Annotated in this window: 14 protein-coding genes and 1 tRNA gene; all 15 read right to left on the reverse strand. The window is 60.5% G+C overall.

Translation table 11 applies throughout. The annotated features are described in order from the left end of the window. Positions 1 to 15 precede the first annotated feature (15 nt). Positions 16 to 312 (reverse strand): hypothetical protein, encoded by a 297-nt coding sequence (locus RRX38_RS08960; RefSeq protein ID WP_315962283.1) that lies wholly within the window; start codon positions 310 to 312, stop codon positions 16 to 18. Between the two features lie 629 nt (positions 313 to 941). After that, a tRNA-Lys gene (locus RRX38_RS08965) sits at positions 942 to 1,017 on the reverse strand. Positions 1,018 to 1,077: 60 nt separating this feature from the next. Continuing rightward, positions 1,078 to 1,752 carry a 7-cyano-7-deazaguanine synthase QueC gene (queC, locus tag RRX38_RS08970; RefSeq protein ID WP_315962284.1) on the reverse strand — a complete coding sequence of 225 codons (675 nt, stop codon included), beginning with the start codon at positions 1,750 to 1,752 and terminating at the stop codon, positions 1,078 to 1,080. Between the two features lie 13 nt (positions 1,753 to 1,765). Next, on the reverse strand, positions 1,766 to 2,413 hold the full coding sequence (gene queE, locus RRX38_RS08975) for a 7-carboxy-7-deazaguanine synthase QueE (protein WP_315962285.1): 648 nt from the start codon (positions 2,411 to 2,413) through the stop codon (positions 1,766 to 1,768). Between the two features lie 177 nt (positions 2,414 to 2,590). Further along, the gene (gene ybgF, locus RRX38_RS08980) at positions 2,591 to 3,400 is read right to left on the reverse strand and encodes a tol-pal system protein YbgF (RefSeq protein WP_315962286.1); all 810 of its coding nucleotides are present in this window, start codon (positions 3,398 to 3,400) and stop codon (positions 2,591 to 2,593) included. A gap of 6 nt (positions 3,401 to 3,406) precedes the next feature. Continuing rightward, positions 3,407 to 3,907, reverse strand: a complete 501-nt coding sequence (gene pal, locus RRX38_RS08985) for a peptidoglycan-associated lipoprotein Pal (protein WP_295476997.1) — start codon at positions 3,905 to 3,907, stop codon at positions 3,407 to 3,409. A 55-nt stretch (positions 3,908 to 3,962) separates the two neighbouring features. Beyond that, positions 3,963 to 5,264: a Tol-Pal system beta propeller repeat protein TolB gene (gene tolB / locus RRX38_RS08990; protein WP_410524879.1), complete on the reverse strand. Its 1,302-nt coding sequence runs from the start codon at positions 5,262 to 5,264 to the stop codon at positions 3,963 to 3,965. After that, positions 5,261 to 6,337: a cell envelope integrity protein TolA gene (tolA, locus tag RRX38_RS08995; protein ID WP_295476998.1), complete on the reverse strand. Its 1,077-nt coding sequence runs from the start codon at positions 6,335 to 6,337 to the stop codon at positions 5,261 to 5,263. The genes tolB and tolA overlap by 4 nt, the downstream gene beginning before the upstream one ends. Then, the gene (gene tolR, locus RRX38_RS09000) at positions 6,337 to 6,801 is read right to left on the reverse strand and encodes a protein TolR (protein WP_410524880.1); all 465 of its coding nucleotides are present in this window, start codon (positions 6,799 to 6,801) and stop codon (positions 6,337 to 6,339) included. Before tolR ends, tolA begins: the two co-directional genes overlap by 1 nt. Positions 6,802 to 6,815: 14 nt before the next feature. Beyond that, the gene (gene tolQ, locus RRX38_RS09005; protein ID WP_295477211.1) at positions 6,816 to 7,481 is read right to left on the reverse strand and encodes a protein TolQ; all 666 of its coding nucleotides are present in this window, start codon (positions 7,479 to 7,481) and stop codon (positions 6,816 to 6,818) included. A 19-nt stretch (positions 7,482 to 7,500) separates the two neighbouring features. After that, entirely contained in the window at positions 7,501 to 7,980 is a 480-nt protein-coding gene (gene ybgC / locus RRX38_RS09010; RefSeq protein WP_295477000.1) for a tol-pal system-associated acyl-CoA thioesterase, read from the reverse strand. Between the two features lie 136 nt (positions 7,981 to 8,116). Then, the gene (gene ruvB, locus RRX38_RS09015) at positions 8,117 to 9,175 is read right to left on the reverse strand and encodes a Holliday junction branch migration DNA helicase RuvB (protein WP_295477002.1); all 1,059 of its coding nucleotides are present in this window, start codon (positions 9,173 to 9,175) and stop codon (positions 8,117 to 8,119) included. Continuing rightward, positions 9,176 to 9,784, reverse strand: coding sequence for a Holliday junction branch migration protein RuvA (gene ruvA, locus RRX38_RS09020; RefSeq protein WP_295477004.1), 609 nt, complete (start codon positions 9,782 to 9,784; stop codon positions 9,176 to 9,178). 92 nt (positions 9,785 to 9,876) lie between these two features. Continuing rightward, entirely contained in the window at positions 9,877 to 10,401 is a 525-nt protein-coding gene (gene ruvC / locus RRX38_RS09025; protein ID WP_315962287.1) for a crossover junction endodeoxyribonuclease RuvC, read from the reverse strand. A 117-nt stretch (positions 10,402 to 10,518) separates the two neighbouring features. Further along, a complete protein-coding gene (locus RRX38_RS09030) occupies positions 10,519 to 11,265 on the reverse strand; it encodes a YebC/PmpR family DNA-binding transcriptional regulator (protein ID WP_295477008.1) in 747 nt (248 codons plus the stop codon). Between the last annotated feature and the right edge of the window lie 115 nt (positions 11,266 to 11,380).

The following is an 11,380-nucleotide window of genomic DNA, read 5'->3' on the forward strand; positions in this document are numbered from 1 at the left end:
GTCGCTTGATAGGCATCAGCGACTGCCAAACTTGAACGCTTTTGGGCCCCTTATCAAACGCCACAAAGCGACGAGAGCTGCCCCGGCCATGAACGAAAACAACACAGAATCCTTAAGCAAATAAAACACGAAGCTGAACGGCTCATCCTTGAACAAAAACACCATCGGCTGCCTGTCACCACGCGGACCAACCAGAGTGTGCAACTCACCACTGACGAAGGCTGTGTAAACTTCGGGCGCTATCAGTAGCGTGACACCGCCAAAGAACAAAACACTCAGCACGCAGTAAAACTTGATTCTGTATTCAGGCATTGAGTGGTACCCACTTCATAAAATTCATCTGTTTTTCCGGGCGCTGACCAGGTTTTGTACGAAAAGCCGGCGAGCGAAGGTCAAGCAAGGCGCAACGAGCGAAGCGAGTAACAGCCGTAGGCTGATCCGAAGGGCGAGCGCCAGCGAGTCAAAACAGGCGAGGAACGGTCGGAGTCGCGGGCGACTTTACTGGAGTAAATGAGCATTCCGACCGGGTGGCGATCCACCGGGTGGCGCACCACCGGGCTGGCGATCCAGCCTGTTTTTAACGCAGCATGGCCGAGCGCAGGCACTTTTCGTACAAAACCTAGACGGGAAGCATCTCAAGGTGCATCCGGAGCAGATGCGCACAGTTTCGTGACTTAACAACAGTCCCTCTGCAGCGAGCCTGTGCTCAGCACTGTTCAGCGCCAGGAGTTTGCTCACCTGGCGGAAGTGAAAACGCCGCCCCACCACCCCGGCGATCACCGGCCCGTGAAAAATTTTCGCGTCCCAACGAAAAAACCCACCGTTCAAGGTGGGTTCTTTCATATTTGCATCACTGGGAGCTGAACCTTAAGTTCGCTCCAGACGGTGAGGTGATTTCGCTTCCTTTAAGGAACGCTTATCACTGTGTACCGCCTTGAATATGGTGGGTCGTGTAGGATTCGAACCTACGACCAATTGGTTAAAAGCCAACTGCTCTACCAACTGAGCTAACGACCCGTTGGATGGCGCGTATATTACTGATTTTTCTCAGTAATTCAACACCTTCCTGAAAAAAAATTAAAAATATCGCGTCGGGTCGGCGACACCGGCCGCTGCAAAGCCTTCCGCACGCAGGCGGCAGCTGTCGCATTTGCCGCAGGCACGGCCTTCATCGTCGGCCTGGTAGCACGACACCGTCAGCGAATAATCCACGCCCAGACGCACGCCCGCCTTGATGATGTCGGCCTTGCTCAGGTTCTGCAGCGGCGCGCGGATCTTGAAGCCCTGCCCTTCTACACCGGCTTTGGTGGCCAGATTGGCCAGGCGCTCGAAGGCCTCGACGAACTCGGGGCGGCAGTCCGGGTAACCGGAGTAGTCCACAGCGTTGACGCCGATGAAGATGTCCTGGGCTTGCAGGACTTCGGCCCAACCCAGGGCCAGGGACAGGAACACGGTGTTGCGCGCCGGTACGTAGGTCACCGGAATGCCTTCGGTCGGCGCCTCGGGCACATCGATGGTGCTATCGGTGAGGGCCGAGCCGCCCATGCCGTCGAGGTTCAAGCCGATGACCTTGTGGTCGGCGGCACCCAGGTTGCGTGCCACCTGTGCGGCCGCGTTGAGTTCGGCGCGGTGACGCTGACCGTAGTCGAAGCTCATGGTGTAGCAGGTGTAGCCTTCGGCCTGGGCCATGGCCACCACCGTGGCGGAATCCAGGCCACCGGACAGCAGGATGACGGCTTTCTTGTCACTCATGGTTTCTCTCCTCTCAGCGCCCTGGCTCGTCGTTCCAGAGCAGCTTGTGCAATTGCATCTGGAACCGCACCGGCAGGTTGTCTGCCACGATCCAGTCGGCCAGGTCGCTACCTTTCAATTCATGATGACTCGCCGAGAACAGCACTTCACCGGCGCGCTGGTCCAGCTGGTACTGGATCAGCTTGGACACGGCCCAGTCGTAGTCATCACGGGAGCAGATCACGAACTTCACCTGATCGTTGCGGGTCAGCAGCTCAATGTTCTCGTAGCGGTTGCGCGCCACTTCCTTGGAACCTGGGGTCTTGAGGTCCACGACCCGACTGACCCGGGTGTCGACCGCCGAGATGTCCAGCGCCCCACTGGTTTCCAGCGAAACCTCATAGCCGGCGTCACACAGGCGCTGCAGCAAGGGAATCGCGTTGGGCTGGGCCAGCGGCTCGCCACCGGTGACGCACACATAACGAGGCCGCCAGCTGGCGACTTTCTCGACGATGGCATCCAGGGTCATGAGCGTGCCGCCACTGAACGCATAGGCGCTGTCGCAGTATTGGCACCTGAGAGGGCAGCCAGTGAGCCGCACGAATACCGTGGGCAGGCCGGCCGTTCGGGTTTCACCCTGCAGCGAGTGAAAGATTTCGGTGATGCGTAATGTGTCTTGCATGGGGGCCACGGGCGTAACAGCTAAACAGGCCGTCCGCCTCCGTCAGGCACTTCAAGGCACCCGCAAGCGCGCGATGCAATGAAGCGAAATCAATGTTGACCGATATTTCGGGTGGGCGATTCTAACGAAAAAAGCCGCGACAGGCGCGGCTTTCTCGAACAGGCAACGGTCGCGGCTTCAGAGACGCTGAAGATCGCGCTGGGCCAACTGGGCGGCAGAGGTGTTCGGGTACTGCGACACGACCTGCTGAAGGATGCCTTTGACCTTGTCGGTATGACCCAGGCGGCGCTCCACGTCAGCCAGCTTGTATAGCGAATCAGGCACCTTGGCGTGCTTGGGATACAGCTGACTGACCTTGGCGAAAGCCTGGCCGGCGCCCTGGAGGTCGCCTTTGGCCAGGTTCACTTCGCCCAGCCAGTACTGGGCATTGCCCGCATAACTGCTGTTGGGATACTTGCGCAGGAAAGCGGCGAAGGCCTGGCTGGCCTTGTCGAAGTCCTTGGCTTTCACCAGGTCGAAGGCTGCTTCGTAATAAAGCTTTTCCTTCGCCGGATCGGCAGGTTCGGTGCCGGCTGCTGGAGCCTGGCTGGCCGAAGCCGAAGATGCACTGCCGGCATCGCTTGGAGCGTTGCCAGCAGGAGCGGAATTGTTGTTCGCAGCGGCTGCACCACTGACGATACGTTGGTCGAGGTCCTGATAACGCTCCAGAGCTTCCTGCTTCATGCGCTGGATATCGTTCTGCTGGACTTCGAGCATGCCACGCAGACGGGAGATTTCTTCCTGCATCTGCTGCAGCTGCATGAACAGCTGACCCTGTGCCGAGGGCTGGGCCGTAGCCCCTCCCCCGGCATAGGCGCCGGACGTGCCATAACCCGATGGCGGATAACTGCTACCAGAGCCGGTATTGTCACCGACCACAGGAACCGCACCCCACGCAGTGAGCGGCAGGGCGAGGGCCAAAACGGTTAGAGCACGGCGGCACGTCATATCGAATTACTTACGCAGTTCGACGCGACGGTTCTGAGCCCAGGACTGCTCGTCGTTGCCGGTAGCAACTGGACGCTCTTCGCCGTAGGAAACGACTTCCAGCTGAGCTGGGGAAACGCCCTGCAGAACCAGGTAGCGCTGAACGGCTTTCGCACGACGCTCGCCCAGAGCCAGGTTGTATTCACGAGTACCGCGCTCGTCGGTGTTGCCTTCCAGAACGACGCGAGCGCCGTTGGCTTTCAGGTCCTTGGCGTGAACGTCCAGAGCGCGCATGGCTTCTGGCTTCAGGTCCGAGCTGTCGTATTCGAAGTAGAAGGTGGTGATTGCGCGCAGAGCAGCTTCTTCGCTCAGGCTGCCGTCAACAGCACCAGTGTTGGCGCCGTAGCCAGCGTTAGGGTCGACTGCACCACCAGCACCGGCGTTGTCGCCGCCTTTGGAGGAGCAACCTACTGCTACAGCCATGGCCAGAGCCAGCGCAGCAAACTTACCAAACTTCAGCATTTCCATCTTGAAACTCCTAATGAACCCCAGTGTGTTAAGCAAAAACTTGTGTTGCGCCGCGTCAGTTCAGGTAAGGGGACCAGGACGGTTCTCTGACTTCGCCTTGAGCGGTAGGAAGCGGGAGCCTCACGCGTCCGTTAATGGACACGAGCATCAAGACTCCCCGGCCCTGCTGGCGGGTGGCGTAGATTACCATGGTGCCGTTGGGCGCAACAGTAGGTGACTCATCAAGGTTGCTATCCGTGAGAATTTTTACACTTCCACGGGCCAGATCCTGCGCAGCGACCTTGAAGTTGGTGAAACCATCCTGACGGTGAATCATGACCAGGGTCTTTTCATCGGCCGACAGTTTCGGGTTGGCATTATAGTTACCCACGAAGGTTACGCGCTGTGCGCCACCACCACCGATGCTGGTCTTGTAGATCTGTGGCTTGCCGCCACGGTCGGAGGTGAAGTAGATGGTCGAACCATCACGGCCGAAGAACGGCTCGGTGTCGATCGACGGATCGTTGGTCACGCGAGTCAACTGACGGCTGGCCATGTCGATCACGTAGATCTCCGGGTTGCCGTCCTTGGAGAGCACGAACGCCAGTTTGTTGCCATCGGGCGACCAAGCCGGCGCACCGTTGAGGCCTTCGAAGTTGGTGATCTGCTCACGACGCCCGGTATCGATGTGCTGAACGAAGATACGCGGACGTTTCTGCTCGAACGAGACATAGGCGATGCGCTTGCCATCCGGCGCGAAGCGCGGCGACAGGATCGGCTCACGCGACTGCAGCAGGGTCACCGCACGGGCACCGTCGTAGTCCGAACGCTGCAGGGTGTAGCGAGTGTTGTTTTCCGAGAAACGCTCGGCAGTTACATAAAGGATACGGGTAGAGAACGCACCCTTGATGCCGGTGAGCTTTTCGAACGACTGGTCGGAAATATAGTGCGCCATGTCACGCAGCTGGTCGGTGGTACCCGACACGTTACCGGTCAGCACCTGCTGCTCGGTGGCTACGTTGAACAATGCGTAGGACACCTGTAGACGACCACCGGACGGCACGATGTTGCCGACCATGACGTACTGTGCACCCAGCGCTTTCCAGTCACGGAAGATGACTTCGCTGGCCTGGGCAGGCTGGCTGATCATGTTCTGCCGTGGAATCGGCGAGTAGTAGCCCGAGTTGCGCAGGTCATTGCCGATGATCTCGGCCATGTCGTCCGGCAGGACGTTACCGCCCTGCCAGCCGAATGGAACCACAGCGATCGGCGTGGCACGGTCACTGCCGCTGGTGACCAGAATGTTCTTTTCTTCCGCTACGGCCAGTCCTGCCGCGCAGCAAAGAACCAAAAGCAGTCCTCGAAGAAGGTTAATCACAAGGCTAGATCCTCTGGTGTGAATGTCATCTTGAATGAACGATAGGGTGCGAACTCAGCCGGCTTCAGACCCTGCATTTCTGTCAAACGCCCAATATTCTTGACCGCTGCGACTGCAGAGCTGTCGAACGGACCGTCTCCGCTGGACTTGGCGACGGTTACCGAAGTCACCGTACCGTCCGGCAGCATGCCGATCTGCAGAACCACAGCCATGCCTTTGCGAGCCGATGGCGGACGCGCCCAGCCTTCCGAAGCACGCATGCGAATCAGGTCGTCGAAGCTGCCCGCAACCTGGTCCCCCACCTCGTCGGCCAGGGTCTGCTGTCGCTCGGTCTTGTCCGAAAGCAAGTCGGCCAATGCCTGCGCCTTCTTGTCCTCGGCGGCCTTGCGCGCCGCTTCCTGAGCCTTCTTCGCCGCAGCGTCCGCAGCCGCCTTCTTCTTGGCGTCTTCGGCGGCTTTTTTCTTGGCGTCCTCGGCGGCCTTTTTCTTGGCCTCGTCGGCTGCCTTTTTCTTGGCTTCCTCGGCAGCGGCCTTCTTGGCGTCTTCCTCGGCTTTTTTCTTGGCTTCTTCTTCGGCCTTCTTCTTGGCTATATCAGCCAATTGTTTCTCTTCGGCCTTTTTCGCCTCAGCCGCCTTTTTGGCTTCATCGGCCGCCTTGCGGGCCTCTTCGGCTTTCTGTTCGGCAGCTTTCTGCTCGGCAGCCTTCTTGGCCTCTTCGGCAGCCTTCTGTTCCTGGGCCTTTTGAGCTTCTTCGGCTTTCTTTTGTTCCGCCGCCTTTACAGCTTCCTGCTTCTGCTGCTCGATCTTCTTCTGTTCCAGCTGCTCGGTCTCGGTCTGCCGTGCAGCGTTCTTCTTCGCCTCGCCAGCGATCTTCTGGTTGGTCTGGGTAGTGGCCTGGCTCTTGGACTTGAGCTGGTACAGCGTAGCCTGAACGACAGGCTTCGCCTCCGGCAGCTCAGGTGTCATGGCGAAACTGACAAAGAGCATGCCGAAGATCAGGATGTGCAGGGCAACTGCCCAGACACTGGGCCAGAAGTAGCTTTCCGAGGCGGATGGCTCTCGAATTGGCTGCATCAGGGTGCCTCGGTAATCAGGCCGACGTTGGCGATACCCGCTTTCTGCAGGCCGCCCATGGTGACCATGACCGATCCATAGTCGACAGCCTTGTCACCGCGGATGAACACCTGGGTCTGCTTGCCAGCATCACGCCCGGCCGCGACGATCTTGGTCACGGCACTGGTCAGTTGCGGCAAGGTCATCGCCTTGTCCATCTGCTTGTCGGTATCGACTTCGCTGCCAAGGTTCCAGTAATAGGTCTTGTCGGCCTTGATCGAAATGGTCAGGACCTGGTTGTTGTTGTCCTGCGGCAGGGCCTCACTGGAGACCTTGGGCAGATCGACCTTCACACCCTGGTTGATCATGGGAGCCGTGACCATGAAGATGACCAGCAGCACCAACATCACGTCGATGTAGGGCACCACGTTCATTTCGGCGACCGGCCGGCGTTTGTTGCGACGATCTCGAGCGATCAAAGCCATGGGGAATTACCTGCTCAATCTTCGCTGGTGTGCACTTTACGGTGCAGGATGGCCTGGAACTCGTCGGCGAAGGTGTAGTAGCGGCCGATCAGAGTCTCGGTGCGCGCAGCGAAACGGTTGTAGGCCATTACGGCCGGGATCGCGGCGAACAGGCCGATGGCCGTGGCGATCAGAGCCTCGGCGATACCCGGTGCAACGGTGGCCAGGGTGGCCTGTTGCGCGGTGGCCAGGCCACGGAAGGAGTTCATGATGCCCCATACGGTGCCGAACAGGCCGACGTAGGGACTGGTGGAGCCGACGGTTGCCAGGAATGGCAGGCCGGTTTCCAGCTTCTCTTCCTCGCGGGAGATGGCCACGCGCATGGCACGCGCCACACCTTCCATGACCGCATCAGGGTCGACCCCGGGCTGCTGGCGCAGGCGGGAGAATTCCTTGAAGCCGGCACGGAAGATCTGCTCCACGCCCGAATCCGGGTCCGGATTGCTGCCGGCCTGGCGGTAGAGCTTGGAGAGATCGATACCCGACCAGAAACGCTCCTCGAAGCTGTCCAGGGCACGACGGCCCGCGCGAATCATGTTGCTACGCTGGAAAATCATGACCCACGAGGCGATCGAGGCCGCCACCAGGCTCAGCATCACCAACTGCACAACGATGCTGGCATTGCTGACCAAACTCCACATGGAGGTATGGTCGACGACGTTAGCAGCTTCCACGTTCTATCTCCTGCTCTGAATCTGAATGTTGGCCCGTGCCACACGACTGCTCGGCGAACGCGGTTCGCAGCGCTTCGGGTATGGCGCGGGGTCTGAAACTGTCGGCGCTGACACACGCCACCAGGAACTGCCCTTCGCAGAGCAGCGTCGCATCGGCGACCCGGGTCACCTGCTGACGAAAGCGCAGGCTGGCACGGTTCAATTCGATGACTTGCGCACTGATCGACAGTTCGTCGTCCAGGCGCGCGGGTTTGTGGTAACGCGCTTCACTGGAATGCACGACGAACAACAGGTTCTCATCGGCCAGCGTGGACTGGTTGAACCCCAGTTGCCGCAGCTGTTCGGTGCGAGCCCGCTCCATGAATTTCAGGTAATTGACGTAATAGACGACGCCGCCGGCATCGGTGTCTTCGTAATAGACGCGACAGCGATGGGCGAACGCCTGAACCCCGTTTTGCGCGCGCATACTCTAGTGCTTACTCCTCGGGTTGCCAATCGGGTGAGGCAACTGTTTTTCAAGGTTTTTCCTGTCGCCCTCGGCCTTTTCGACGCCAGGGCCATTCCGGCCCACCCTTGCAGGGGCGGCGCCGGCCAGGCACTCATTAGTCGGCGCGATCATCAACAGGTTCCTCGACCGCTGGCAAATCGCCCATACGCCCGGGAAGATTCAGCCCGAAATGCAGGTAGGCATGCCGGGTGACCACTCGTCCACGTGGGGTGCGCATGATGTACCCCTGCTGGATCAGGTAGGGTTCGAGCACGTCCTCGATGGTGTGGCGCTCCTCGCTGATTGCGGCAGCCAGGCTGTCGACACCCACGGGCCCGCCATCGAACTTTTCAATCATGGTCAGCAGCAGGCGCCGGTCCTGATGGTCGAAGCCATGCTCGTCGACATCCAGCAGGTTGAGCGCCTTGTCCGCCGCCTGACGCGTGATGTGCCCGTTACCACGCACCTGCGCGAAGTCACGTACCCGACGCAGCAACCGGTTGGCGATCCGCGGCGTACCGCGGGCGCGCCGGGCGATCTCGAAGGCGCCCTCCGGGTCGATGGCCAGGCCCAGGATGCCAGCCGAGCGCGACACGATGGTCGACAGGTCGGCGGTGCTGTAGAACTCCAGGCGCTGCACGATGCCGAAGCGGTCACGCAGCGGATTGGTCAGCATCCCGGCGCGCGTGGTAGCGCCCACCAGGGTAAAGGGAGGCAGGTCGAGCTTGATCGAACGAGCCGCCGGCCCTTCGCCGATCATGATGTCCAACTGGAAATCCTCCATCGCCGGATACAGCACCTCTTCGACGATGGGTGAAAGACGGTGGATTTCGTCGATGAACAGGACGTCGTTGGGCTCCAGGTTGGTGAGGATGGCCGCCAGGTCACCTGGCCGCTCCAGCACCGGGCCGGAGGTACTCTTGATCGAGACGTTCATTTCCTGGGCGATGATGTTCGCCAGGGTGGTCTTGCCCAGCCCGGGCGGGCCGAAGATCAGGGTGTGGTCCAAAGATTCACTGCGCCCGCGCGCCGCCTGGATGAACAGCTCCATCTGCTCGCGCACGGCCGGCTGGCCAATATAGTCGGCCAGGCTGAGCGGCCTGATGGCGCGGTCGAACTGCTCTTCTCGATCACGCCCGCTGCCGGCACTGATGAGACGGTCGGCTTCTATCACTTAAGCCATCCCCTTCAGGGCGCGGCGGATCAGCTCTGCACTGCTCAAGTCTTTTTCCTTGATGGCGGAGACGGCCTTGCTCGCCTCCTGAGGTTTGTAGCCCAGCGTGACCAGTGCACTGATCGCGTCGCTTTCGGCGCTGGCGACCGGCTCGATCGGGCTGGGCCCATTGGAAACCAGGGTGAAGACGCCCGGCAAGGCCTCCCAGGCCTTGAAGCGGTCCTTGAGCTCGACCAGCAGACGTTCGGCAGTCTTCTTGCCCACACCGGGAACGCGGGTCAGCGCCGAGGTGTCCTGGGCCTGCACGCAACGCACCAGCTCGTCGACCTCCAGGCCCGACATTAGCGCCAGGGCCAGCTTGGGGCCCACGCCGTTGAGACGGATCAGCTCGCGAAACATTTCCCGATCACGTTTTTCAAAGAACCCATAGAGCAGGTGCGCATCCTCGCGCACCACCAGATGGGTGTGCAAAGTGACCACCTCACCGACATGGGGCAACCGGTACAGCGTGGTCATGGGCACTTCCAGCTCGTAGCCGACGCCATTGACATCCAGCACCAGGTTAGGCGGCTGCTTCTCAACCAGAGCACCACGTAAACGTCCAATCACCTAATCAGATCCTATATCGTCCCGCGCCCAGGCGAAAAAATGGACACATTCCCAACCGCAGGCAAGTGAAAAAATGCGAGCGGATGATGCAATCAGAGCCGCAACCGACCCCGACGACTGCGCGCTGCACCCAGGCCGTGAGGCACCAGACTGGAACGCGTATGCGCATGACAAAGCGCAATGGCCAGGGCGTCCGAGGCGTCGACCTGGGGCTTGCTGGTGAGCTTGAGCAGGTGCATGACCATCAGCATCACCTGCTCCTTGTTCGCCCCGCCGGTGCCGGCCACGGCCTGCTTGACCTGCGTAGCCGTATATTCGGCGATCTCCAGACTCTCCTCGGCACCCGCGACGATGGCGGCACCCCGCGCCTGCCCCAGCTTCAGCGCCGAATCAGCATTGCGCGCCATGAACACTTTCTCGATGCCCATGGTCACCGGCCCGTAGGTCTGGATCACCTCGCGTACGCCACGAAAAACGATCTGCAAACGCTCATGCAGCTCGCCGTCACCGGTACGGATACAACCGGAGGCCACGTATACGCAGCCTCGCCCCGTATCGCGAACGACGCCATAGCCGGTAATTCGCGACCCGGGGTCGATGCCTAGAATGAGAGTCATAACGCCTGCCGCCCGGCCCCGCTGTCTATACCACCTGAAAACAGACACCGAAGGCGCGCCGCGAAGTCGAGACTCCTGCGGCGCACCTTCGGTGCCCTGGCCCCGCCCAGACGTGGATCAGCTCAGCTGTTCCATGACGTCTTCGGGAATTTCCGCGTTCGAATAGACGTTCTGCACGTCATCGAGGTCTTCTAGCATGTCGATAAGCTTGAGCACCTTCTGCGCACCGTCGAGGTCCAGCACCGCACTGGTGCTGGGCAATAGCACGATCTCGGCGTCGTGGCCCTGGAACCCAGCCGCCTCCAGCGCGTTGCGCACGGCATAGAAACTGGCGAAGGACGTGAACACGTCGATGGAACCGTCCGGGTTGGTCACCACATCGTCGGCGTCGGCCTCCATGGCCGCTTCCATCAGGGCATCTTCGTCGGTGCCTGCCGCGAAGCTGATCTGCCCCTTGCGATCGAACAGGTAGGCCACCGAACCGTCGGTGCCCAGGTTACCGCCACATTTGCTGAACGCATGGCGCACCGCAGCGGCGGTGCGGTTGCGGTTGTCGGTCATGGCCTCGACCATCACCGCCACGCCGCCCGGGCCGTAGCCTTCGTAGCTCAGCTCAACGACATCGTCACCGTCGGTCGCGCCCACGCCCCGGGCAATCGCGCGGTCAATGGTGTCGCGAGTCATGTTGGCGCCCAGCGCCTTGTCCAGCGCCAGACGCAGGCGCGGGTTGGATCCGGGGTCGCCGCCGCCCTGGCGGGCTGCGACGGTCAGCTCACGAATCCACTTGGTAAAGATCTTGCCCTTCTTGGCATCCTGACGCTCTTTGCGGTGCTTGATGTTCGCCCACTTGGAATGACCTGCCATTTCTTGCTCCAGATTCTTTCGCAAATACATAAGGGGCTGTTGACCTTGCAACGCGACACACGCGCTGCAACGTCAACAGCCCCTGGTTTCTCGCCCGCGAAACGGGCGAGAAGAT

It is taken from the genome of Pseudomonas sp. DTU_2021_1001937_2_SI_NGA_ILE_001 (assembly GCF_032463525.1).
Lineage (GTDB): Bacteria > Pseudomonadota > Gammaproteobacteria > Pseudomonadales > Pseudomonadaceae > Aquipseudomonas.

Bases quoted from the DNA above. Each gene is read 5' to 3' on its own strand.
- RRX38_RS08960 (WP_315962283.1), bottom strand. From the start codon at position 312: ATGCCTGAATACAGAATCAAGTTTTACTGCGTGCTGAGTGTTTTGTTC.
- queC (WP_315962284.1), bottom strand. From the start codon at position 1,752: ATGAGTGACAAGAAAGCCGTCATCCTGCTGTCCGGTGGCCTGGATTCC.
- queE (WP_315962285.1), bottom strand. From the start codon at position 2,413: ATGCAAGACACATTACGCATCACCGAAATCTTTCACTCGCTGCAGGGT.
- ybgF (WP_315962286.1), bottom strand. From the start codon at position 3,400: ATGACGTGCCGCCGTGCTCTAACCGTTTTGGCCCTCGCCCTGCCGCTC.
- pal (WP_295476997.1), bottom strand. From the start codon at position 3,907: ATGGAAATGCTGAAGTTTGGTAAGTTTGCTGCGCTGGCTCTGGCCATG.
- tolA (WP_295476998.1), bottom strand. From the start codon at position 6,337: ATGCAGCCAATTCGAGAGCCATCCGCCTCGGAAAGCTACTTCTGGCCC.
- tolR (WP_410524880.1), bottom strand. From the start codon at position 6,801: ATGGCTTTGATCGCTCGAGATCGTCGCAACAAACGCCGGCCGGTCGCC.
- tolQ (WP_295477211.1), bottom strand. From the start codon at position 7,481: ATGTGGAGTTTGGTCAGCAATGCCAGCATCGTTGTGCAGTTGGTGATG.
- ybgC (WP_295477000.1), bottom strand. From the start codon at position 7,980: ATGCGCGCGCAAAACGGGGTTCAGGCGTTCGCCCATCGCTGTCGCGTC.
- ruvC (WP_315962287.1), bottom strand. From the start codon at position 10,401: ATGACTCTCATTCTAGGCATCGACCCCGGGTCGCGAATTACCGGCTAT.
- RRX38_RS09030 (WP_295477008.1), bottom strand. From the start codon at position 11,265: ATGGCAGGTCATTCCAAGTGGGCGAACATCAAGCACCGCAAAGAGCGT.